Source organism: Bradyrhizobium sp. UFLA05-112 (assembly GCF_053572325.1).
The window spans coordinates 1-22,330 of sequence record NZ_JBANBK010000114.1; the positions used below are offsets into that span (position 1 = coordinate 1).

General features: G+C 65.3%; 18 protein-coding genes. 9 read left to right on the forward strand and 9 right to left on the reverse strand.

Going from position 1 to position 22,330, the window contains the following annotated elements; all coding sequences use genetic code 11:
• Positions 1 to 154 precede the first annotated feature (154 nt).
• Positions 155 to 1,489 carry a dihydroorotase gene (locus tag SO180_RS38140; RefSeq protein WP_449383944.1) on the reverse strand — a complete coding sequence of 445 codons (1,335 nt, stop codon included), beginning with the start codon at positions 1,487 to 1,489 and terminating at the stop codon, positions 155 to 157.
• A 103-nt stretch (positions 1,490 to 1,592) separates the two neighbouring features.
• Here SO180_RS38140 and ygfZ point away from each other — a divergent pair, with 103 nt between their 5' ends.
• The 6 genes from ygfZ to SO180_RS38170 all read left to right on the forward strand — a co-directional run bounded on the left by ygfZ (position 1,593) and on the right by SO180_RS38170 (position 8,085).
• Positions 1,593 to 2,471: a CAF17-like 4Fe-4S cluster assembly/insertion protein YgfZ gene (ygfZ, locus tag SO180_RS38145; protein ID WP_449383945.1), complete on the forward strand. Its 879-nt coding sequence runs from the start codon at positions 1,593 to 1,595 to the stop codon at positions 2,469 to 2,471.
• Positions 2,468 to 3,094, forward strand: coding sequence for a DNA-3-methyladenine glycosylase I (locus SO180_RS38150; protein WP_449383946.1), 627 nt, complete (start codon positions 2,468 to 2,470; stop codon positions 3,092 to 3,094). The genes ygfZ and SO180_RS38150 overlap by 4 nt, the downstream gene beginning before the upstream one ends.
• The gene (locus tag SO180_RS38155) at positions 3,091 to 3,708 is read left to right on the forward strand and encodes a YfbR-like 5'-deoxynucleotidase (protein ID WP_449383947.1); all 618 of its coding nucleotides are present in this window, start codon (positions 3,091 to 3,093) and stop codon (positions 3,706 to 3,708) included. Before SO180_RS38150 ends, SO180_RS38155 begins: the two co-directional genes overlap by 4 nt.
• A 134-nt stretch (positions 3,709 to 3,842) precedes the next feature.
• The gene (locus SO180_RS38160) at positions 3,843 to 4,349 is read left to right on the forward strand and encodes a tyrosine phosphatase family protein (RefSeq protein WP_027524310.1); all 507 of its coding nucleotides are present in this window, start codon (positions 3,843 to 3,845) and stop codon (positions 4,347 to 4,349) included.
• 22 nt (positions 4,350 to 4,371) lie between these two features.
• Positions 4,372 to 5,340, forward strand: a complete 969-nt coding sequence (locus SO180_RS38165; protein ID WP_449383948.1) for an NUDIX hydrolase — start codon at positions 4,372 to 4,374, stop codon at positions 5,338 to 5,340.
• Between the two features lie 45 nt (positions 5,341 to 5,385).
• Positions 5,386 to 8,085 (forward strand): DUF2339 domain-containing protein, encoded by a 2,700-nt coding sequence (locus SO180_RS38170; protein WP_449383949.1) that lies wholly within the window; start codon positions 5,386 to 5,388, stop codon positions 8,083 to 8,085.
• Positions 8,086 to 8,087: 2 nt separating this feature from the next.
• Here the strand turns inward: SO180_RS38170 and SO180_RS38175 are convergent, their stop codons facing one another.
• The 6 genes from SO180_RS38175 to SO180_RS38200 form a co-directional block, all read right to left on the reverse strand.
• Positions 8,088 to 9,776: a methyl-accepting chemotaxis protein gene (locus SO180_RS38175; RefSeq protein ID WP_449383950.1), complete on the reverse strand. Its 1,689-nt coding sequence runs from the start codon at positions 9,774 to 9,776 to the stop codon at positions 8,088 to 8,090.
• A 345-nt stretch (positions 9,777 to 10,121) separates the two neighbouring features.
• Complete coding sequence (locus SO180_RS38180; RefSeq protein ID WP_449383951.1) at positions 10,122 to 11,855, reverse strand: methyl-accepting chemotaxis protein; 1,734 nt, start codon at positions 11,853 to 11,855, stop codon at positions 10,122 to 10,124.
• Positions 11,856 to 12,063: 208 nt separating this feature from the next.
• Entirely contained in the window at positions 12,064 to 12,315 is a 252-nt protein-coding gene (locus SO180_RS38185; RefSeq protein ID WP_449383960.1) for a DUF6894 family protein, read from the reverse strand.
• A 175-nt stretch (positions 12,316 to 12,490) separates the two neighbouring features.
• Complete coding sequence (locus SO180_RS38190) at positions 12,491 to 13,090, reverse strand: hypothetical protein (protein ID WP_449383952.1); 600 nt, start codon at positions 13,088 to 13,090, stop codon at positions 12,491 to 12,493.
• Between the two features lie 111 nt (positions 13,091 to 13,201).
• The gene (gene acuI / locus SO180_RS38195) at positions 13,202 to 14,188 is read right to left on the reverse strand and encodes an acrylyl-CoA reductase (NADPH) (protein ID WP_449383953.1); all 987 of its coding nucleotides are present in this window, start codon (positions 14,186 to 14,188) and stop codon (positions 13,202 to 13,204) included.
• A 39-nt stretch (positions 14,189 to 14,227) separates the two neighbouring features.
• The gene (locus tag SO180_RS38200) at positions 14,228 to 15,493 is read right to left on the reverse strand and encodes an MFS transporter (RefSeq protein ID WP_449383954.1); all 1,266 of its coding nucleotides are present in this window, start codon (positions 15,491 to 15,493) and stop codon (positions 14,228 to 14,230) included.
• A gap of 366 nt (positions 15,494 to 15,859) precedes the next feature.
• Between SO180_RS38200 and nadA the strand changes: the two genes are divergently transcribed.
• The 3 genes from nadA (at position 15,860) to nadC (ending at position 19,560) form a co-directional block, all read left to right on the forward strand.
• Positions 15,860 to 16,966 carry a quinolinate synthase NadA gene (gene nadA, locus SO180_RS38205; protein WP_449383955.1) on the forward strand — a complete coding sequence of 369 codons (1,107 nt, stop codon included), beginning with the start codon at positions 15,860 to 15,862 and terminating at the stop codon, positions 16,964 to 16,966.
• A gap of 97 nt (positions 16,967 to 17,063) precedes the next feature.
• The gene (locus tag SO180_RS38210) at positions 17,064 to 18,671 is read left to right on the forward strand and encodes an L-aspartate oxidase (protein WP_449383956.1); all 1,608 of its coding nucleotides are present in this window, start codon (positions 17,064 to 17,066) and stop codon (positions 18,669 to 18,671) included.
• A gap of 13 nt (positions 18,672 to 18,684) precedes the next feature.
• Positions 18,685 to 19,560 carry a carboxylating nicotinate-nucleotide diphosphorylase gene (nadC, locus tag SO180_RS38215; protein ID WP_449383957.1) on the forward strand — a complete coding sequence of 292 codons (876 nt, stop codon included), beginning with the start codon at positions 18,685 to 18,687 and terminating at the stop codon, positions 19,558 to 19,560.
• Between the two features lie 4 nt (positions 19,561 to 19,564).
• Here the strand turns inward: nadC and SO180_RS38220 are convergent, their stop codons facing one another.
• On the reverse strand, positions 19,565 to 21,010 hold the full coding sequence (locus SO180_RS38220) for a cell wall hydrolase (RefSeq protein WP_449383958.1): 1,446 nt from the start codon (positions 21,008 to 21,010) through the stop codon (positions 19,565 to 19,567).
• Between the two features lie 605 nt (positions 21,011 to 21,615).
• Positions 21,616 to 22,330, reverse strand: a 715-nt coding sequence (locus SO180_RS38225; RefSeq protein ID WP_449383959.1) for a putative PEP-binding protein, incomplete at its 5' end; no start/stop codon positions are given.

The window sequence follows — 22,330 nt, forward strand, 5'->3', positions numbered from 1 at the left end:
TCGAACAAGGAGATGATCTGAAATGATCTAACAACCACTCATCCTTGACCAAGCCCATACAAGTATTCCAGAGACGCTTGTTCTTGAACCGAGAGGCCTGCTGCGTACCTGGATGCCCCGGTCAAGCCGGGGCATGTCGGCGGTGGGCCTTGCCCTACTGCTTCAGCGTCTCCAGAAACCGTACCGGCTCGCCTTGCGACGGCGCCGCGAGCTCGCCTTGCCACATCACGCGCCTGCCACGGACGAAGGTGCCGACGGGCCATCCCATAACGCGCACGCCGTCGTAAGGCGTCCAGCCGGCTTTGGAGGCGACCCATTTGTTGGTGATGGTCTCGCTGCGCTTGAGGTCGACGATGGTGAAGTCGGCATCGTAGCCCGCGGCGATGCGGCCCTTGCAGGCAATGTTGAAGAGGCGTGCAGGCCCGGCACTGCTGAGATCGACGAACCGGGCGAGCGACAGCCGACCCGCATTGACGTGGTCGAGCATCAACGGCACCAGCGTCTGCACGCCGGTCATACCCGAGGGCGAGGCTGGATAGGTCTTCTGCTTCTCCTCCAGCGTATGCGGCGCATGGTCGGAGCCGAGGATGTCGATGATGCCCTGCTCGATACCTCGCCAGATGCCGGCGCGGTGATCGGCCGAGCGCACCGGCGGATTCATCTGCGCAAGCGTGCCGAGCCGCTCATAGCATTCGGGAGCGGCCATGGTGAGGTGATGCGGCGTCGCCTCGCAGGATGCGACATCCTTGTGGTCGCGCAGGAACTCGATCTCTTCCTTGGTCGAAATGTGCAGCACGTGGATGCGCCTGCCTGTCTCGCGCGCGAGCTTCACGAGACGCTGCGTCGCCATCAGCGCCGCAGTCTCGTCGCGCCAGACCGGGTGCGAGCGCGCATCGCCCTCGATGCGCAGCGACTTGCGCTCGTTGAGGCGATATTCGTCCTCCGCGTGGAACGAGGCGCGGCGGCGGATCACCTGAAAAATGCGGCGCAGGCTGTCGTCGTCCTCGACAAGCAGCGCGCCGGTGGAGGAGCCGATGAACACCTTGACGCCAGCGCAGCCCGGCGCACGCTCGAGATGCGGCAGATCCTGCACGTTCTCGCGCGTGCCGCCGATGAAGAAGGCGAAATCGCAATGCATGCGATGATGGCCTCGCTTCACCTTGTCGGTGAAATCAGCTTCCGTCACCGTGAGCGGCGAGGTGTTCGGCATCTCGAACACGGCGGTGACGCCGCCCATCACAGCGCTGCGCGAACCGGTCTCGAGATCCTCTTTGTGCGTCAGGCCAGGCTCGCGGAAATGCACCTGCGTGTCGATCACGCCGGGCAGGATGTGCAGGCCCTTGCAGTCAACGACCTCCGCCGCCGCGCCTTGCGCAAGCGATCCGATCTCCGCGATACGGCCACCCACAATGCCGATGTCGCGGATGCCCTCGCCGTCCTGATTGACCACCGTGCCGGATTTCAGGATCACGTCAAAATGCTGGGTCATGGCTGTCAGTCTCTTTCATCCCTCAGGCGCAGGGCTCGAGGCCTTGTCGTTTAAGCAGGGCGGGCTTACGTTCGAAGCAGACATGTCGCAAGAGATTTTCGCAATGAAGGCAGCGTTTCTCCCCGATCGGGGCGTGGTCAAAATCGCAGGCGAGGATGCGCAGAGCTTCCTCAATGGCCTGTTCACCACGGATATCGGCAGGCTCAAGCCCGGGCTCGGCCGATTCGGCGCGCTGTTGACGCCGCAGGGCAAGATCATCGTGGATTTCCTGATCACGGAGGCACCCGCCGGCCATGGCGGCGGCTACCTGATCGACTGCCCGAAGGCGCTCGCGGAAACCCTCGCGACCAAGCTGAAGTTCTACAAGCTGCGCGCCAAGGTCACTGTGGAAAATCTGTCCGATCTCGGCGTGCTGGCCGCATGGGATGGCAAGCCTGCCGCCCAGCCCGACCTCGCTTTCACCGACCCGCGCGACGAGCGGCTCGGGTTGCGTATCCTGGTCCCCGCGGAACTCAAGGAGAAGCTTGCCGCGCTGATCGGTGCCGAACTCCTCGAGGCGTCCGAATATGAGGTGCATCGCATCGCGCTGGGCGTGCCGCGGGGCGGGCTCGATTTCATCTATGGCGATGCATTCCCGCACGAGACCAACATGGATCGCCTCTTCGGCGTCGATTTCGACAAGGGCTGCTACGTCGGCCAGGAGGTGGTCTCGCGCATGCAACATCGCGGCACCGCGCGCACGCGCAGCGTCAAGGTGCTGCTCGACGGCCCCTCACCCGAGGCCGGCGCCACCATCCTCGCCGGCGACAAGCCGGTCGGCACCATCGGCTCGACGGCACAAGGCAAGGGCATTGCGCTGGTGCGCATCGATCGCGTCGCCGACGCGCTCGATGCCGGACAGACACTAACCGCCGGCGGGCTCGATGTGAGGCTCGCGGAACCCGACGTCGTCCGCATTCCAGCGAAACATCCCGTCGCATGAGCCGCGCCCCTCGCCTGCATGCCGACGGCCTGACGCGCTGTCCCTGGCCCGGCGAAGATCCGCTGTATGTCGCCTATCACGACACGGAATGGGGCGTGCCTGAATACGATGACCGCGCGCTCTACGAGAAGCTGATTCTCGACGGTTTCCAGGCCGGCCTCTCCTGGATCACGATTTTGCGCAAGCGCGACAATTTCCGCAAAGCCTTCGATGACTTCCAGCCGGAGAAGATCGCGCGCTACAACGCGAAGAAGGTCCACGCGCTGATGAACGATGCCGGTATCGTGCGCAACCGCGCCAAGGTCGAGGGCACGATTGCGAGCGCAAAATCCTATCTGGAGATCATGGACAAGGGCCCCGGTTTCTCGAAGCTGCTGTGGGATTTCGTCGACGGCAGGCCGCTGGTCAACAAGTTCAAGACCACCGCGAGCGTGCCTGCCTCGACGCCGCTGTCGGTGCAGATCTCCAAGGAGCTGTCCTCGCGCGGCTTCAAATTCGTCGGCCCTACCATCGTCTATGCCTTCATGCAGGCGACCGGCATGGTCAACGACCATCTCGTCGACTGCCATTGCCACGCGTCCTGCGGCAAGACGCAGCGCAAGCCGCGCCTCAAAGCAAGATGAAAGTCGCGAAGCGCGCCGCAAACGACGTGCAATCCCGCGCCTGGCAGCGCATGTTGTCCGGCCGCCGGCTCGATCTGCTCGACCCCTCGCCGCTCGACGTCGAGATCGCCGACATCGCGCATGGGCTCGCACGCGTCGCGCGCTGGAACGGGCAGACCACGGGCGCGCACATCTTCTCGGTCGCCCAGCACACCCTGCTGGTCGAGACCGTGATGCGCCACGAAAGCCCGCGCGTCGACCAGCGCTTGCGGCTCGCCGCCCTGCTGCACGATGCGCCGGAATACGTGATTGGCGACATGATCTCGCCGTTCAAGGCCGTGCTCGACGGCCACTACAAGGCGGTGGAGAAGCGGCTGCTCGGCGCGATCCATATCCGCTTCGGATTGCCGCCGGTTCTTCCCGAGGAGATCACGCAGGCCATCAAGGCCGCCGATCGCGGTGCGGCCTATCTCGAGGCCACCGAACTCGCCGGCTTCAGCGAGAGCGAGGCGCGGCGGCTGTTCGGCCGCGACCCTAGCCTGCCCGAAACCGTTCTCCGCGACTATCTGACGCCGTGGACGGCTGCGAGAGCCGAGAAGCGGTTTCTGGAGCGGTTCAATGCAGTGTTTTCATAGCGTAGGCTATTCGTAGGTGGGCAAAGCGAAGCGTGCCCACCGATCAGAGCAAGGTGAAGCATGGTGGGCACGGCGCGTTGCGCCTTTGCCCACCCTACGGGTGCCGGCTATAATCGGCCGCAAGAAGGAACACCATGATCCACGTCTGCTCGCTTGCCGCCCTGCCCGAAACGGTTCGTCTCACCGGCGCCAGCCATGTGCTGACCGTGATGGCCAATGTCGAGCAGGTGGTGCGGCCAGTGTCGGTGCTGCCGGCCAATCATCTGAAAGTCTCGATGGATGACATCACCGAGGAGCTGGACGGCTTCGTCGCGCCCTCGGAAGGACATATCAACCAGGTGCTGAACTTCGTCCGCGGCTGGGATCGCAGCGCGCCGCTGGTCGTGCATTGCTATGCCGGTATCAGCCGCTCCACCGCGAGCGCGTTTGCCGCGGCATGCTTGCTCAATCCGCATCGCGACGAAATCGAGATCGCGAAGAAGATCCGCGCCGCCTCCCCGATCGCCTCGCCCAACCGTCGCATCGTCGAGCTCGCCGATCGCGCGCTCCGCCGCGACGGTCGCATGTTGCGCGCGCTCGACGAGATGGGTCCGGGCGCGATGATGGTGGAGAGCCGTCCATTCGTGATCGAGCTCGAATGACCCCGCAAAACCCGTTTCCCGGATGAGCGACAAGCTGCTGACGCCGATCGAGATCGGCCTGACCGCCGCAATCGTTGCGATCGAGGCGCATGAGCCGCTGATCCTCACAGCGCGCGGCAGCGACGGCCTGGCCGGCCTGCCTTTCGGTCCATTCGATGCGCTGACACATCGCACCTTCGAGATCGGCCTGCGCGCCTGGGTCGAGGAACAGGCGGGCTTGAGGCTCGGCTATGTCGAGCAGCTCTACACTTTTGGCGATCGCGGCCGTCATGCGGAGGCGGCCGATACCGGCGCGCATATGGTCTCGATCGGCTATCTCGCGCTGACTCGCGCCAGCGACAACGGAGTACGTGCGGCCGGTGCGACGTTCGAGCCGTGGTATCGCTTCTTCCCCTGGGAGGACTGGCGCGAGCAGCCGCCGGCGATCATCGCCCGCGACATCATTCCGGCGCTGACCCGGTGGGCCGAGGAGGAGACGCCCGAGACGATCCGTGCGCTGCCGCGCAGGGATCGCGTGCGGCTCAATTTCGGCCTCGACGGCGCGGCATGGGACGAGGAGCGCGTGCTCGACCGTTACGAGCTGCTCTACGAGGCCGGGCTGATCGAGGAGGCGCGCCGCGACGGCCGTCCTGCGGCATTAGCGCGCAAGGCGCTTCCTGCGCTCGGCCTCTCGATGCGGTTCGACCACCGCCGGATTCTCGCCACTTGCATTGCCCGGCTGCGCGCAAAGCTCAAGTATCGCCCTGTCATCTTTGAACTTTTGCCCGCCGAATTCACACTCACGGAATTGCAGCACACGGTGGAGGCAATCTCCGGCCGGCACCTGCACAAGCAGAATTTCCGTCGCCTAGTGGAAAGCGAAGCTCTGGTCGAACCGACTGGCGTGATGTCGACACAGACCGGCGGGCGGCCGGCAGCACTCTATCGCTTCCGCCGCGAAGTGCTCCAGGAGCGGCCGGCGCCAGGCTTGCGCGTCCGCTCCCGGCGCTAAGAGCATGTTACGCGGGTCGCTTTTCGCGGCTCGCCTGGAGGCCTTATGTTCGACGCCCCGTTCGACGTCTTTGCGGTGATGATCGCAATCGCCGCCTTCCTGATTGCACTGAAGGCTTCCAATCAAGCGACCGATCTGCGCCGTCGGCTGGGCATGCTGGAAGCCAATTTGCACGCGCTGCGGCCGATCCAGCCACCGCCACTGACGCCGCAGGAGATGGAGCAAACGCTCGCGACCGCGGCGCCGCAGGCCACCGAGCCGCCCTCGCCTGACGCCGAGGTGGCGCCGCCGCTCGTCGTCGATCAGGCCGCGCCGCCAATCGAAACGGATGCAGCTCAAGTCGCGCCACCGCCTCCGCCGCCGGCTGCAGGGCCGGGTCTCGAAGAGCGGCTCGGCACCCGCTGGGTGGTGTGGATCGGCGGCCTTGCGCTCGCGCTCGGCGGCTTCTTCATGGTGCGCTATTCGATCGAGGCCGGCCTTCTCGGCCCCGGCGTCCGCGTCTTCCTCGGCGGCCTGTTCGCGCTTGCGCTGCTTGGCGCCGGCGAATGGACGCGGCGCAAGGAGAGCATCGCCGAGATCCAGGCGCTGCCGATCGCCAACATCCCCGCGATCCTCACTGCCGCCGGCACGGCGGTGGCGTTTGCGACTGTCTATGCCGCCTATGCACTCTACGATTTCCTCGCGCCTGCGACCGCCTTCGTGCTGCTCGGCCTCGTTGCGCTCGGCACGCTTGCTGCTGCGTTGCTGCACGGCCCTGCACTCGCCGGTCTCGGCGTGGTCGGCGCCTTCGTAACGCCGGTCCTCGTCTCCTCCGACAAGCCGGATTATTGGGCGCTCTACATCTATCTGGCCATCGTCACCGCGGCGAGCTTTGGTCTCGCGCGCATCCGGCTGTGGCGCTGGCTTGCGGTGACCACGATCATCTTCGCGCTCCTGTGGACCTTCCCTGGCCTCGACCTCGGTGCGACGCTCGCCGCCCCGCACGCCTTTCATGTGATCGCGGGCTTCGTGCTCGCCGCTCTGCTGGTGGTCTGCGGCTTCATGTTCGGCCCGACCATCGACGACGGCCAGATCGAACCGGTATCCTCCGGCTCGCTCGCCGCCTATCTGTTCGGCGCGATGCTGATCGTGCTGTCGAGCGCCCATGCCGACCTCGCGCTGATCACGTTCACTGTCCTCGTTGCCGGAACGTTGTTCGTCGCTTGGCGTGCGCCTGCGGCGACCGGCGCGCTCGGCGCGGCGGCAGCGCTCGTCTTCATTGTGTTCGCCGAATGGGCCGTGCGCGCCAACCCCGACATGCTGGTGCTGCCCGGCGGTCCGCTGCCTGGCATCGGACCGACCGCGACCGACAGCTCGGTGTGGCTGCACCTGATGATGGCGGCGATCTTCGCCACGGGCTTTGGCGGCGTGGGCTTCCTCGCTCAGGGACGCTCGTCCTCCGCGATCATCCCCGTCGTGTGGTCGGCGGCCGCGACCTTCACGCCGATTGCGCTCCTGGTTGCGCTCTACGCCCGCATCGCGCATCTCGACCGCTCGATTCCATTCGCGATCCTCGCCGTGCTGCTCGCCGCGGCCCTCGCGGCCGCGACCGAGACACTTTCCCGGCGCGAGAACCGGCCCGGCCTTGCGATCTCGATTGCCCTGTTCGCAACCGGCACGCTTGGCGCGCTGGCGCTGGCGCTGACCTTCGCGCTGGAGAAGGGCTGGCTCACGATCGCGCTGGCGCTGATGTCGCTCGGCACCGCCTGGATCTCCATCCAGCGGCCGATCGTCTTCCTGCGCTGGCTTGCCGCGATCCTGGCTGGCATCGTCACCGCGCGCATCGTCTACGACCCGCGCATCGTCGGCGATGCCGTCGGCACCACACCGATCTTCAACTGGCTGCTCTGGGGTTACGGCGTGCCGGCGCTGTCGTTCTGGGCAGCGAGCCGTTTCCTGCACCGCCGCGGCGACGACGCGCCGCTGCGCATGGTGGAGGCCGCCGCGATCCTGTTCACCGCGCTGCTCGCCTTCATGGAGATCCGTCACTTCGCCACCGGTGGCGACATGACATCGCCGCCTTCGCTGCTCGAATTCGCGCTTCAGGCCTGCGTGACGCTCGCCATGGCGATCGGGCTGGAGCGCCTGCGGCTGAGGAGCCACAGCATCGTGCACAATGTCGGCGCGGTCGTGCTCACGGTGATCGCCGGACTTATCAGCGTGTTCGGCCTCCTGATCCTGGAGAATCCGTGGCTGTTCAGCAGCGTCGATGTCGGCGGCCTCGTGTTCAACCTGCTGCTGCTCGGCTACGCGCTGCCGGCAGTGCTCATGCTGCTCTTGTCCTATGCGGTGGCGGGACATCGTCCGACCGCCTATGCCAACACTATTGCCGGCGGCGCGCTGGTGTTCGCTCTTACATATGTGACGTTGGAGATCCGCCGCTTCTATCACGGGCCGGTCCTGCTCTATGGCGCGACGACGGGCGCCGAGCAGTACACCTATTCGATCGGCTGGCTCGGCTTTGGCGTGGTGCTGCTCGGCGTTGGCCTCCTGGTCAACTCGGAGCGCGCGCGGCTCGCCTCCGCCGTCGTGATCGCGCTGACGATCCTGAAAGCATTCGTCATCGACATGTCGACGCTGGCAGGCGTCTGGCGCGCGCTGTCGTTCATGGGGCTCGGCATCGTGCTGGTCGCGATCGGCTGGCTCTACCAGCGGATACTGTTCCGCCGGCAGGCGCCGCCGCCTGCGACGCAAGCAGGCGCGTGAGGTCAGGCCGCGCGCACCGACTCCAGGAAGCTCGCGACCTCGACCTTGAGGCGCGTGCTGTCGGAAGCAAGCGATTTCGCGGCTGACAGCACCTGGGTCGAGGCCGAGCCGGTATCGATCGCGCCGCGCTGCACGTCGGTGATGTTGGAGGAGACCTCCTGTGTGCCGACCGATGCCTGCTGCACGTTGCGCGAAATCTCCTGCGTGGCGGCGCCCTGCTCCTCGACGGCCGCGGCGATCGCCGATGACACTTCGGAAAGCCGCTCGATGGTGCCGGCGATCTCCTTGATGGCGCCGACGGACTCCTGCGTGGCCGTCTGGATGCCCGAAACCTGGAGGCCAATCTCGCCGGTCGCCTTCGCGGTCTGTTCTGCGAGCGCCTTGACCTCGGATGCCACGACGGCAAAGCCACGTCCCGCTTCGCCGGCACGCGCGGCTTCGATCGTCGCGTTCAGCGCCAGCAGGTTGGTTTGTCCCGCGATCGTATTGATGAGCTCGACGACGTCGCCGATGCGCGCGGCCGCCTGCGACAGCGCGTTGACGCGTTCGTTGGTGCGAGCCGCCTGGTCGACGGCCTCCGCCGCCATCCGCGCAGATTCCTGCACCTGCCGGCTGATCTCGGTGATCGACGACGACAGCTCCTCCGACGCCGACGCAACCGACTGGACGTTGGTGGACGCCTCTTCCGAGGCGGCTGCAACCACGGTCGCAAGCTCCTGGCCGCGCTGCGCGGTACCGCTCAGCGTGCTCGCGGACGCCTCGAGCTCGGTCGAGGCCGACGACACGGTCTCGACGATCTCGCCGATCATGGTCTCGAAATTGCGCGTGATACCGTCGACGCGGCGAGCCCGCTCGATCTTGGCCTCGGCGTCACGCGCCGCCGCCTCGTCGGCGGCCTTCTTGGCGATCAGCGCTTCCTTGAAGATCTGCAACGCATCGGCCATCGATCCGATCTCGGTCCGCGCGCCGCGATGCGGGACTTCGGCCGAGAGCTCGCCATTGCCGAGCGCCTGCATCGGCTGGATGATCGAGGCGATGCCGCGCGAGACGTCCTGCACCAGGAAATAGGCGGCCGCGATCGCGATCAGCACCGACGTCACGATGATGCCGAGCAGAACACGGAAGGCCACGGTGTAGCTGTAGGCGGCCTTCTTCGTCTCCGCTTCGGCGCCCTTGTTGTTGAGCTCGATGTCCTGCTGGAGCAGCGGATCGGCGGCCTGCGCCATCTTGGCGACCTTGGTCTGCAATAGGTCGTTGGCGTCAGTCGGGAAGTGGCCGACGCCCTTGCGCGACAGCATCATCACCTCCTGCACGCCATTCAGATATTCGCCCCAGGCCTTGCTCCACTGGTCATAGAGGGCGCGCTCTTCGGGCGAGGTAATCAGGGGCTCATAACTCTTGCGCGTCGTCTCGATGCGCTCGCGCAGCGCCCCCATCCGCTTCTCGGCGGCGTCCTTACCCTCGGCGCTGTCCTGCATCAGGTGCAGGCGGAGCGCGACCCGCAGCTCGTTGATGTCGGCGCGGAGCGATCCAAGCGCGCGGACGCTGGGCAGCCAGCTCTCGGAAATCTCGACCGTATGCGCGTTGATGGCCTGCATGGTGCTGATCGCCATGATGCCGACACCGGCGAGCGCGAGTACCAGAGCGCTCAACACGGTCAATATCTTCAATCGGATCGACAATTTCGACATCGCAATAATCCCGACAGATGGACGTTACGCAAGGCGGACGCGGTCGTTACCGCCGCGATCGACAAATTGGACGATCGGACGGAGGTCAGTTCGACGAATGCTGGCTGGTTCTCGTTGGGTCCGAAAATGCACCCTGACTTCCAAGCCGCGGTTAATTTGGAACCCCGTAGTAATACGGTCGAATTTGCCGGGATGAGGCCTGCTTCGGTTTTCTGGATCGTTAACCCCGCGATTGATTCACTGCCGCATTGCACCATGAACGCCCGGCCGCCGCAGCAGACTGCGGCGACCGGAAGGGGATGAGGACAAAGGCTGCCGCTCAGACCTGTCGAGCCGTGCCGCCCCTCAGGCCGCGCGCACGGTGTCGAGGAATCTTCCGACTTCGAGCTTGAGCCGGTTGCTGTCGCCTGCGAGCGACTGCGCAGCCGCCAGCACCTGCGTTGAGGCCGATCCGGTCTCGCCCGCCCCGCGCTGCACGTCGGTGATGTTGGATGACACCTGATGCGTGCCCTGCGCGGCCTGCTGCACATTGCGGGAGATTTCCTGCGTCGCCGCGCCCTGCTCTTCCACTGCGGCCGCAATGGTCGAAGAGATCTCCGACAGCTTTTCGATGGTGTCGCTAATATCGCGGATGGCGCTGACCGACTCCTGCGTCGCCGTCTGGATGCCGGAGATCTGCTGGCCGATCTCGCCGGTCGCCTTGGCGGTCTGTTCGGCCAGGGCCTTCACCTCGGAAGCCACAACGGCGAAACCACGACCGGCCTCGCCGGCGCGCGCCGCCTCGATGGTGGCGTTGAGCGCGAGCAGGTTGGTCTGCCCGGCAATGGTATTGATCAGCTCGACCACGTCGCCAATGCGGGTGGCCGCCTTGGACAATTCGCTGACACGCTCGGTCGTGGTACGTGCCTGGCCAACCGCCTCGTTGGCGACGCGTGCGGACTGCTGCACCTGGCGGCTGATCTCGGTGATCGACGACGACAGTTCCTCCGTCGCGGAGGCCACAGACTGCACGTTGGTGGAGGCCTCTTCAGAGGCCGCGGCGACCATCGTGGTCAGCTCCTGCGCGCGCTCGGCCGTTGAGGTAAGCGTCGAAGCTGACGCTTCGAGCTCGGTTGCAGCTGAGGACACGGTATCGACGATCTCGCCGACGGCAGATTCGAAACTGCTGGCGAGCCTGTGCATCTCGGCCTTGCGCTGCGCGGCGGCAATCTGCTCCTGCTTGGTCTTGGCCTCGGCCTCGTCGCGCGCTTTTTGCTCGGACACGATCTTGAACTTCTCGACCGCCGCGGCGACGCCGCCGACCTCATCCTTGCGGCCGAGCCCCGGCAGCACCACGGAGAAATCGCCACCGGCGAGCTTGTCCATTGCCGCCGTGAGTGCGCGGATCGGCCGCGCAATCGTCAGGAAGGACATCAGCCAGGAGCCGAACAGGACAAGGGCGGCACAGATGCCGACCACCGTTCCGATATGCTCGCTGGACGCCATCTCCTGCGCGGAGCCGGCAATCTCCTCCTCGCTCCTGTGCCTGGCGAAGTCCGCGATCTGGCCCGTCAGGCCGTCCATTTCGGTAGAGATCGGCAACGTGACTTCGCGCGCGATGCGCAGGCTTTCTTCGGTCAGCTTGGCAACACGTGCGGCATCGGCGCTGGTCGCGGCGATCATCTCGCTGCGGATGGAGCCGATCTGCTGCGCGCCCTTCAAATAATCTGCGGAGAGGCTCTTGAGCTTTTCGATCCGCGCTCGGTTTTCCGCAGACCGGGACAGCTTGAGCATCGCTTCCACGGCGTTGTCCAGCGACCTTGAGCGTTCGACCAGAGACTCGCTCGCTTTCTGCAGCTCCGCGGCATTGTTGGCGAGCCGGATATCCCGGACGCTGAGTTGCGTGCTGCGCACCCAGAGCCTGGCCTCGACGGCATCCCGCGCCAGCTCCTGCTGCGCGATGGCCGCCTGGTTGGAACGACGCACATTGCCGTTGCCGACGAGCTGGCTCGCAATCATGGCGACCACCAGGAGAATACCGAACACCGACGTCACCGCCAGCTTGGTACCGATCCGCAAATTCTGGACAAAGCTCAACATGGGTACGTTTCCCGGATAGGCGCGGCCAAGTCATTGTCGGCCGCTCTCGGCGTTGATCGCCCTTGCCCAAAAACTGAGCGCCGGGAATTCCAATTTGGTTAAGAGAACGCTCCGTGGAACTACCGAGTTTTGACAAAAAACCCTTGAAAACCAGCACGTTTCACGCGCTTAACAAGTTAACCACACGCGGCGGTAGGCCGCTCGGGTTCTAGGCAGCGGGGCTGCGCTCCTTCACCGCCTCACTGGCCAGGCTGATGCGAAACACGAGCTGCTTGTTCTCATCGAGGAGATCCATATGCCATTGCGCGTTGGGCTTCAGGCCCCGTGCGATGCTGCCGAGCAGGTTCGCGCAAACATCCGTCATCTCGCTCCAGGCCGCCGCGCGATCCTCGAATTCATAAGCGTGGTCGGATGCCCCGGAATAGCGGCCGGTGCTGATCCGAAAGTAATACAGCGCCATCGTCAAACCTTCGTATCGGGCCGCTCCCTGCCGGCCGTCACGCAAGGCTGTGGCGCGAACAGCTACCAAGGCATGAAAACCGCCGTCCGTATGACTACGGCGCGGCGGCGACCACAGCTCGTCAGGTTTCAACGATAACGGCGCGGAAAGCATATGCGCCGGGGGCAGGCAAGGCTCAGTCGGTCGAGCGGCGCAGCTCGAGCGGGCCTTCATTCTTCGGCACTTCAGGCTTTGCTTCCGACTTCACCGGCTCGATGCGGCCGCTCTCGACGCGCGGCGTCTCGACACGCGTAGCGACTTCGGTTGCGGATGCGCTGACGGAGCCGGTCGTGCGCGGCGCACGCAGCGATCGCGGCCGCGCCACCGCGCGCGCCATCAGCATCTGGTTGCCACCTTGGTGGTGGAAATCACAATAGGCAAAGCCCATGCCCGAGACCGAGCCGCGGAAGCTACGATCGTCGGTCTTTTCCAGGTTGAAGCAGGGTTCGAACGGGATGCCCTTGATCGAGGCGCAGACGTTCTGACCGCGAATCTGGAGCGTGTTGCCCGGCAGACGAACGTGGCGAACGGGACCGGCGCCCGAGAACTGCACCGCGCCCGCCGCACCCAGATCATCGAGGATGCGGCCTGCACCGCGAGTCCCGTCGAAACAGGTGAAGGCGAACACCTTGCCCGCCACGAACCGGCGCGCCTCGTCCGCGTTCATACTTCCTGCAACGGCCGGCGCGACCGTTGCCGCCGCGGTGACAGCTCCCAACACAATACGCGCAAGCATGCTCTTACTCCGACGACCCCAGTAGCGGGCAAGCCTGATCTCTTTACCCGCTGCTTACCATACCAACAGTGGCGACATTGAAGCAGCTTGGTTGGTAAAGTCTGAACGCCGTTAGAGAATTTTTACCACAATGCGACCGCGGACGTCGCCTGCGAGAATCCTCGGCCCCCACTCAAGGATCTGGCCGAGCGGAATTTCCTTAGTGATTTCAGTTAGTTTCGTCCGATCCAGATCGGACGCCAGGCGTTGCCAGGCGGCCTTTCGCGGCTCCAGCGGGCACATCACCGAATCGATGCCGAGAAGGCACACCCCGCGCAAAATAAACGGCGCGACCGAGGACGGCAGATCCATGCCGGCGGCGAGACCGCAGGCTGCAATCGCTCCGCCGTACTTCGTCATCGAGAGCAGGTTCGCGAGCGTGGTCGAGCCGACGCTGTCGATGCCGCCAGCCCAGCGCTCCTTGGCGAGCGGTTTTGCGGGTGCGGACAGCTCGTTGCGGTCGATCACCTCGGTCGCTCCCAATTCCCTGAGATAGCTGGCTTCCGCCGCGCGACCGGTGGAGGCGATGACGTGGTAGCCGAGCTTCGACAGCACGGCAGTCGCAACCGAGCCTACGCCACCTGCCGCGCCCGTCACCACCACGGGGCCGCTTTTCGGCGAGATGCCCTGCTTCTCCAGCGCCAGCACCGCGAGCATCGCGGTGAAGCCGGCGGTGCCGATCGCCATGGCATCGCGCGCCGACAAGCCCTGCGGCAGCGCGACCAGCCAGTCACCCTTCACCCGCGCCTTCTCCGCATAGGCGCCGAGATGGGTCTCGCCCATGCCCCAGCCGGTGCAGACGACCTTGTCGCCCGCCTTCCATTGCGGATGGGAGGACTGCTCGACGGTGCCGGCGAAATCGATGCCGGCGATCATCGGGAAGCGGCGCACCACCGGTGCCTTGCCGGTGAGCGCGAGGCCATCCTTGTAGTTCAGCGTCGACCACTCGACGCGCACGGTGACGTCACCGTCCATCAATTCGGCTTCGTCGAACTGCGTGAGCGCGGCAGTGGTGCCTTTGTCCGCCTTGTCGATGCGGATCGCCTTGAACGTTGCCACGGCAAAACTCCCTGACTTGTTTTGGGGATGTTTAGCCGATCAGGCAGGCTGCGCAACCGCTCTGGCGACGGGTTTCTCCACGATCGGAAGATTGATCAGCGCGGACAGCACGCCGAACAGGATCGAGAGCCACCAGATCGGCGTATAGGAACCGAAGCGCTCGAACACGATGCCGCCGAGCCAGACGCCTAGGAAGCCGCCGACCTGATGGCTGACGAAAGCAAAGCCATAGAGGGTTGCGAGCCAGCGTGTGCCGAACATCAGCGCCACCAACGCCGAGGTCGGCGGTACGGTCGAGAGCCACATCAGGCCGGACACCGCACCGAAGGCGATCGCCGAGAACGGCGTGATCGGGAACGAGATGAAGGCGAGCGTTGCGAGGGCACGGATGAAATAGATCGTTGAGAGAATGTAGCGCTTGGGCAGATAGTTTTGCAGCCAGCCGACGCTCAGCGAGCCCACCATGTTGAAGAGGCCGATGGCCGCGATCACCCAGCCGCCGACTTGCGTGGAGATGCCGCGATCGACGAGAAACGCCGGCAGATGCACGGTGATGAAGGCAAGCTGGAAGCCGCAAGTGAAGAAGCCGAGCACGAGCAGAACATAGGAGCGATGGCCGAAGGCCTCGGCGAGCGCCCTGGTGAAGGATTGCTCGTCGGCGGCCGGCGTGCTGGACGAATCCGCAACCGGCGGCGTGGACAGTGCGAGCGAGAGCGGAATGATCAGAAGCATCAGGCCCGCGAACACCGTGAGCGCCTGCTGCCAGCCGAAATTGTCGATCAGCGCGACACCGACAGGCGCGAACAGGAATTGCCCGAACGAGCCGGCCGCGGTGCCGGCGCCGAGCGCCAGGCCGCGCTTCTCGGCCGGCAGCAGCTTGCTGAACGCCGACAGCACGAGATTGAACGAGCAGCCGGCAAGTCCGAAGCCGACCATGACGCCGGCGCCGACGTTGAGCGAGAGCGGCGTCGACGAATAGCGCATCAACAACAAGCCGCCGGCATAGAGCACGGCGCCGACGCACATCACGCGGAACAAGCCGAAGCGATCCGCGATCGCGCCGGCGAATGGCTGGGCCAGTCCCCACAACAGATTCTGCAACGCGATCGCGAGGCCGAAGACGTCGCGCCCCCAGGCGAACTCATGGCTCATCGGCTGAACGAAGAAGCCGAGGCTCGAACGCGGGCCGAAGCTCAGCATGCCGATGGCGCAGCCGCAAAGAATGATGATCGCAGGCGTGCGCCAAGAAGAAGGAGAAGTGGAAGAACGCGAAACCGGATCAACGTCGCCCACGCTTGCCGACATGCAATTTCCCTTTTCTGCCGTTGGCGGGTCCGGAATAGGTCACCGCGCTGCGAGCAGTTAATGCATCTGCATGAAAATCCCAAGAGGGGTCCCGAACATTGCAGCCCTGCAAATCGCGCGCGGAGCGAGCGCACGGGCGAGCGCACGGGAATGTGTCCGGGTGGGTCTGGCGGCCGGCCGTCTCAAGTGCTATGTTCAATTTGCTCATATTGAGTATATCAAGATGAGCTGCTGACATGTTCCTGGGCTGCGGATGTTGTCTGGCAAAAAGCTGATTGCGGCTCGCAAACCCAACCGGCCTCGAAAGGCCGGATTTCTAACGGCCCACATATACTCATATTGAGTATATAAGAACGGGAGGCTTCGATGCCGATCTTTGGAATCTACGGTCCCGACGACTTTACCAAGCGGCCGCAGGGCCACCCCGCTCCTACCGCACGCAAGCCCGTCGGCAATCGCGGCCTCGCATTGCCGCGGCCCTCGCTGGAATGGACACAGGAGGTCGATAAGGCCACGGCGCATCTCTACGAGCGCGTAAAACACGTGATCCCGTCGATCGAGTGGCCGCTGATGGCGCCGACCATCAAGGCGATCAACGAGCTGAAACAGGCGCGGGGCGCGGTGATCCTCGCGCACAACTACCAGGCGCCGGAGATCTTTCACTGCGTCGCCGATATCGGCGGCGACTCGCTGCAGCTCGCGATCGAGGCGACCAAGGTGAAAGCCGACATCATCGTGCAGTGTGGCGTGCACTTCATGGCCGAGACGTCGAAGCTGCTCAATCCGGACAAGACGGTGCTGATCCCGGATTCTCGCGCCGGTTGCTCGCTCGCCGCCAGCATCACGGGTGCGGACGTGCGCCTGTTGCGCGAAAAATTTCCGGGCGTGCCGGTCGTCGCCTATGTCAACACCTCCGCCGAGGTGAAGGCCGAGGTCGACATCTGCTGCACCTCGTCGAACGCGGTGCAAGTGATCGAAAGCCTGCGCGCGCCGAGCGTGATCTTCCTGCCCGACCAATACCTCGCGAAATACGTCGCCTCGAAGACCGACGTGAAGATCATCGCCTGGAAAGGCGCCTGCGAGGTGCATGAGCGTTTCACCGGCGAGGAGCTGCGCGCCTTCCGCAACGCCGATCCGTCCGTGCAGATCATCGCGCATCCGGAATGCCCGCCCGATGTCCTGGCGGAAGCCGATTTCACCGGCTCGACCGCGCACATGATCAACTGGGTGCGCGAGAGACGGCCGAAACGGCTCGTGATGATCACCGAATGCTCGATGGCCGACAATGTGCGCGCCGAGCTGCCCGATGTCGAGATGCTGCGCCCCTGCAACCTCTGCCCGCACATGAAGCGCATCACGCTGTCGAACATTCTGGGCAGCCTGCTGACGCTCAGTGAAGAGGTGACGATCGATCCCGCCATCGCTGAACGCGCGCGGCGTTCGGTCGAGCGGATGATCAATTTGAAGAACTAGCGCCACAACCAACACTGTCGTCCCGGACAAGCGCAGCGAAGCGGAGCGCCGGGTCCTGGCCTTGGCCAGGACGACAGCGGAGAGATTGGAGAGACCGATGCAAGACAACTGCCACAACCTCACCCGCACCACCGACGACGTCGTTATCGTCGGCGGCGGTCTCGCCGGCTTGTTCTGTGCGCTAAAGCTGGCGCCGCGAGCCGTGACGCTGATCTCGGCCGCAACGCTCGGACAAGGCGCATCGTCCGCATGGGCACAAGCCGGCATCGCGGCAGCCGTCGCTGAGGGCGACAGCCCCGAGGCGCACGCGGCCGACACGGTCGCGGTCGGCGCCGGTCTCGTCGATGAAGCCGTCGCACTCGGGATCGCGCGCGAGGCATCGCCGCGCATTCACGATCTTCTCAGCTACGGCGTGCCCTTTGACCGCGATCTCGAGGGCAGGCTCGCGGTGGGGCGCGAAGCCGCGCATTCGGCACGGCGCATCGTACACGTGCGCGGTGACATGGCGGGCGCGGCGATCATCGCGGCGCTCAGCGAGGCCGTGCGACGTACTCCGTCGATCCGCCTGATCGAAGGCCTCGTCGCCGAGGCTCTGCTGACCGAGGACGGCGCCGTGACCGGATTGCAGCTCCGCGACGCCAGCAATGTGAGGTCGCGTCCCGTCATCATCGCTTCGCGCGCGGTGGTTCTGGCAACCGGCGGCATCGGCCATCTCTACGCCGTCACGACCAATCCGGCGGAAGCAAGCGGATCAGGGCTCGCGATCGCGGCACGGGCCGGAGCCGTCATCGCCGATCCCGAATTCGTGCAGTTCCATCCGACCGCCATTATGGCCGGCCACGATCCGGCGCCGCTTGCGACCGAAGCGCTGCGCGGCGAAGGCGCTGTTCTGATCAACGGCAGGGACGAACGCTTCATGGCGGCACGCCACCCGCTCGCTGAGCTGGCGCCGCGCGACATCGTCGCACGCGGCGTGTTCGCGGAAGTAGCGGCGGGCCGCGGCGCGTTCCTCGATGCGCGGGAGGCGCTGGGTGCGCGCTTCGCCCAGAAATTCCCGACCGTTTATGCAAGCTGTATCGCAGCCGGCTTCGATCCGGCGACGCAGCCGATTCCGATTGCGCCCGCCGCGCACTACCACATGGGCGGCATCGCGGTGGATGCGCGTGGCCGCACGTCCATAGACGGGCTCTGGGCCGGCGGCGAGGTATCGTCGACCGGCGCACATGGCGCCAACCGGCTCGCCTCGAACTCGCTGCTGGAGGCCGTCGTCTATGCCGCGCGCATCGCGAAGGACATCGCCGGCCGCGCGATCCCCCCACCTGCCCGGCTGCCGGAAGCGCCGGTGACGCCGCGCAACGCTGCGATCGACAAACGAGCCGAAACCGGTCTGCGCGCCATGATGAGCGCGCATGTCGGCGTAATCCGCGACCGCGACGGGCTCGTGCAGGCCGTGCAACATTTCGCGGAGCTTGAACGCGATGCCGGCAGCGTCGCGCTGCGCAACATGGCGACCACGGCACTGCTCGTCGCCACATCCGCCTTCGCACGGCACGAGAGTCGCGGCGCGCATTTCCGCTCCGACCATCCGACAGAGGTACCGGCTTTCGCGAAACGGACCATGACGACGTTCGCCGCTGCGCGCGAGATCGCCGAGACGCTGACCGAACAACCCACGCGCCGGGCGGCGCAAGCCATGCTCGCCTGACGGAGATTTTGTCATGACCCCAGCTTCCCTGCTCCATCCCGACGCTTTTCTCTCACCGCTCGCGATCGACGAGGCGGTGCACCACGCGCTTGACGAGGATCTTGGCCGCGCCGGCGACATCACCTCGCTCGCGACGATCCCCGAGGCCAACACGGCCCACGCAATCCTGGTCGCCCGCCAGGCTGGCGTGATCGCCGGCCTGCCGCTGGCCCTGGCGACGCTGCAAAAGCTCTCCGATGCAATCAATGTGCAGGCGCACGGCCGCGATGGCGCTGATGTGAAGGCCGGACAGCGTGTGCTGACGATCACCGGCCCCGCCCGCGCCATTCTCACGGCCGAGCGAACCGCGCTGAATTTCGTCGGACGGCTCTCGGGAATTGCGACGCTGACGGCTGACTACGTCCGCCAAACCGAAGGCAGCAAGATGCGGATCTGCTGCACGCGCAAGACCACGCCGGGGCTGCGCGCGCTGGAGAAATACGCAGTGCGCTGCGGCGGTGGCTTCAACCATCGCTTTGGCCTGGATGATGCGATCCTGATCAAGGACAATCATATCGCGGTCGCCGGCGGCATCCGCCCCGTGCTGGAGCGCGCCCGCAGCCATGCCGGCCATCTCGTGAAGATCGAGATCGAGGTCGATACGCTGGCGCAACTACGCGAGGTGCTGGGCACTGGCCTTGCCGACGCCGTGCTGCTCGACAACATGGATATCGCAACGCTGCGAGAAGCCGTGAAGCTCGCGGCCGGCCGCGTCCCTCTGGAAGCGTCCGGTGGCGTCACACTGGAGTCGATCCCAGCGATCGCAGCGACGGGCATCGACTACGTCTCGTCCGGCGCGCTCACGCATTCAGCCCCGAACTTCGACTGCGCGCTGGATATCGAGGCTTGAGCGGCTACCGCCGCTCGGTCGTGCCGAGCTCGGCCGAACTCTTGGCTTCCTGCGCGAGCTCGGCTGAGAGCGCGGCGGTCTGTGCCGGGGTGCCCCAACTCGGCTCCTCGCTGCCGTCACCCCAGGCGCGCGGCCGGTAGAAGGTGTGCACGCCGAACTTGTACATCTTCTTCATCTCGGCGACCCAGGACGGGCGCACCCAATAGGCGTGGTAGTGCGTCGACTTGCCGACCTCGGGCAGCCAGATCTGGCCGTCGAGCGTTGCTTTCGCAATCTTCTTGGCGCGCTCCCACATGTCGGGCTCACGGATCACGTCGGGATTGTTGTCGCAGGCGAAAGTGAACTGGCAGGCGAAGTGGCGGTATTTGTTCTGATAGACCACGCCGCACACGGTGTCCGGATATTTGCCGGAGAACACGCGGTTCATCACCACCTGCGCAACCGCCATCTGGCCACGCACGGCCTCGCCACGCGATTCGAAATACACGGCTTCAGCCAGGCACTTCTCTGATTTGGCGCGCGACTTATCGTCGAGGCCGAGCCGTTCGGCCGGCGATCTGACGCGCTGGTCGTCGGCGTTGACCTCGCCCTTGGGCGCGACGCTCTCGCCGCTCTCGGTCGCCCTTGCGACCTCCTCGGACGGCGGCGACAGCGAGGCCATCACCTTCATGTCGGGGTCCGACATTACGATCAGCGGCTCGGCGCCGGGCTGCCAGCTCTCCATGCTCTCGAGACTGCCGCCGAGCGACGAGCTGCCGAAGAACAGGTTCGACGTCTTGACGCTGAAGGGATCGCGCGCCGGCGCAGCCGGGGCCCGCTTCAAATCGTTGAGCGGCTGGGCTGCAAGCGACAGCGCCGTGTCGCTTGCCGATGGCGTGGTCGAATATTGCGGTAGCGGCGGCGCGCGCAGCGCCTCCTCGAGTTCGGGATCAAGCGCGGCCGCGGACTCCGGCGACATCGCCTGCGGCAACGCGGCCGTCTTGGCGCCAAAGACCGAGCTGTTCGATGTCGCGGGATCCTGCGCGGCGGGCGTTGCGGATGGCGCGGCGGACTCTGCCGGCGCGGGCGTGACGGTCGCGAGACGGTCGCCCTTGAGCGTGCGATCCACGCGCGGAAAATCGGCGGCCTGATAGCGCGGTGGCGTCTGGAGCGCCGGATTGCGCGCGATGCCGCCCGTGATGTCGCGATCGTCCAGGCTCGCGAGGCGATAGCTCGCGCTCTGCGGAGCCGAGGTTCCGATCGGACGGGCGAAGCTGTAGGTGGCGAGCTGGATCGAGGACGCCGCGGAAAATACCTGCCTCTGCCAGCGCTCGGCGACGCCGGGTTGGCGCGCCAGCAGCGAAGCAATGTCCTGATATCCGGTCTCTCTCGGCACCAATGCGAAGATGCAGAGACCGATGCCGAAGGACGCGAACCGCGCGCCCTTCGGATGGTTACGCAACACAAACATCGATACGCTCACGCAACGCTTACGCTAGAGAAGATCGAACGCAGTGCGTCCGTGCAATTCGATCCTTTTTGTTGGTATCTAATTTAGGTTGCCGGGGAGTTAATCGACGTTGCTCGTGCACCACACTCAAGCAACCGCAGGTGTTTTCACGAGGCGACCGGACACGTTGGTAAATGCGACCTCACGCGAAGAGGTAAATGCCTGGTCAACACATATGGTGAAGGAACTCTTTATGACGCGTGTCATTGCGGGACACGCATCACCAAACTCCGTCATTGCGCAACGGTCCCTCCACACAGCCGCTGTCATTCCCCGCGAAAGCGGGGAATCCGGTACGCCGGGGCTTATCGATTCTAGCACGACCGTCTCGGAGTACTGGATCGCCCGGTCAAGCCGGGCGATGACATCGAGAGTGCGTAGAGCGCGCTTACCCCAAGCTCGTCATTGCGAGGAGCAAAGCGACGACGCAATCGCGAGTTTTTCCGCGGCGACAGTTTGGATTGCTTCGCTGCGCTCGCAATGACGGCGTGGAGACACCGACATAAACAAAAAAGAGGCGGGGCAATCGCCCCGCCTCCTCCAACTCGTATCTCACGCGGGCCTGCTCACGCCTGGCTTGCGACCTGCTTGCCGAGCGCGGCCTGGGCCGCCGCAAGGCGTGCGATCGGCACGCGATAGGGCGAACAGGAGACGTAGTCGAGGCCGATCGCATGGCAGAACGCCACCGAGGCGGGATCGCCGCCGTGCTCGCCGCAGATGCCCACTTTCAGCGAAGCGCGCGTCTTGCGGCCGCGCGCGACGCCGATCTTGACGAGCTCGCCGACGCCTTCCTGATCGAGCGCGATGAAGGGATCGATCGAGAGGATTCCCTTGGTCACGTAGGGACCGAGGAAGCTCGCAGCGTCGTCGCGGCTGATGCCGTAGGTGGTCTGCGTCAAGTCGTTGGTGCCGAAGGAGAAGAACTCGGCCGACTGCGCGATCTCAGCCGCGAGCAGGCAGGCGCGCGGCAGCTCGATCATAGTGCCGACCTGATAGGCGAGCTTGGTGTTGGTGTCGCGCATCACCGCCTGGGCGGTGGCATCGATGCGCGCCTTGACGAGATCGAGCTCGGCCTTGGTCGCGATCAGCGGCACCATCACCTCGAGGCCAACGGCCTTGCCGGTGCGCCGCTGCGCCTCGACCGCAGCCTCGAAGATCGCGCGCGCCTGCATCTCGGCGATCTCGGGATATGCGATCGCGATGCGGCAGCCGCGGAAGCCGAGCATCGGATTGAACTCGGAGAGCTCGCGCGCACGGTCGGCCAGGCGGCGCGGGTCGGTG

Bases quoted from the DNA above. Each gene is read 5' to 3' on its own strand.
- SO180_RS38165 (WP_449383948.1), top strand. From the start codon at position 4,372: ATGAGCGACAAGCTGCTGACGCCGATCGAGATCGGCCTGACCGCCGCA.
- nadA (WP_449383955.1), top strand. From the start codon at position 15,860: ATGCCGATCTTTGGAATCTACGGTCCCGACGACTTTACCAAGCGGCCG.
- ygfZ (WP_449383945.1), top strand. From the start codon at position 1,593: ATGAAGGCAGCGTTTCTCCCCGATCGGGGCGTGGTCAAAATCGCAGGC.
- SO180_RS38220 (WP_449383958.1), bottom strand. From the start codon at position 21,010: ATGTTTGTGTTGCGTAACCATCCGAAGGGCGCGCGGTTCGCGTCCTTC.
- SO180_RS38210 (WP_449383956.1), top strand. From the start codon at position 17,064: ATGCAAGACAACTGCCACAACCTCACCCGCACCACCGACGACGTCGTT.
- SO180_RS38185 (WP_449383960.1), bottom strand. From the start codon at position 12,315: ATGGCGCTGTATTACTTTCGGATCAGCACCGGCCGCTATTCCGGGGCA.
- SO180_RS38170 (WP_449383949.1), top strand. From the start codon at position 5,386: ATGTTCGACGCCCCGTTCGACGTCTTTGCGGTGATGATCGCAATCGCC.
- nadC (WP_449383957.1), top strand. From the start codon at position 18,685: ATGACCCCAGCTTCCCTGCTCCATCCCGACGCTTTTCTCTCACCGCTC.
- SO180_RS38160 (WP_027524310.1), top strand. From the start codon at position 3,843: ATGATCCACGTCTGCTCGCTTGCCGCCCTGCCCGAAACGGTTCGTCTC.
- SO180_RS38140 (WP_449383944.1), bottom strand. From the start codon at position 1,489: ATGACCCAGCATTTTGACGTGATCCTGAAATCCGGCACGGTGGTCAAT.
- SO180_RS38200 (WP_449383954.1), bottom strand. From the start codon at position 15,493: ATGTCGGCAAGCGTGGGCGACGTTGATCCGGTTTCGCGTTCTTCCACT.
- SO180_RS38150 (WP_449383946.1), top strand. From the start codon at position 2,468: ATGAGCCGCGCCCCTCGCCTGCATGCCGACGGCCTGACGCGCTGTCCC.
- SO180_RS38175 (WP_449383950.1), bottom strand. From the start codon at position 9,776: ATGTCGAAATTGTCGATCCGATTGAAGATATTGACCGTGTTGAGCGCT.
- SO180_RS38180 (WP_449383951.1), bottom strand. From the start codon at position 11,855: ATGTTGAGCTTTGTCCAGAATTTGCGGATCGGTACCAAGCTGGCGGTG.
- SO180_RS38190 (WP_449383952.1), bottom strand. From the start codon at position 13,090: ATGCTTGCGCGTATTGTGTTGGGAGCTGTCACCGCGGCGGCAACGGTC.
- SO180_RS38155 (WP_449383947.1), top strand. From the start codon at position 3,091: ATGAAAGTCGCGAAGCGCGCCGCAAACGACGTGCAATCCCGCGCCTGG.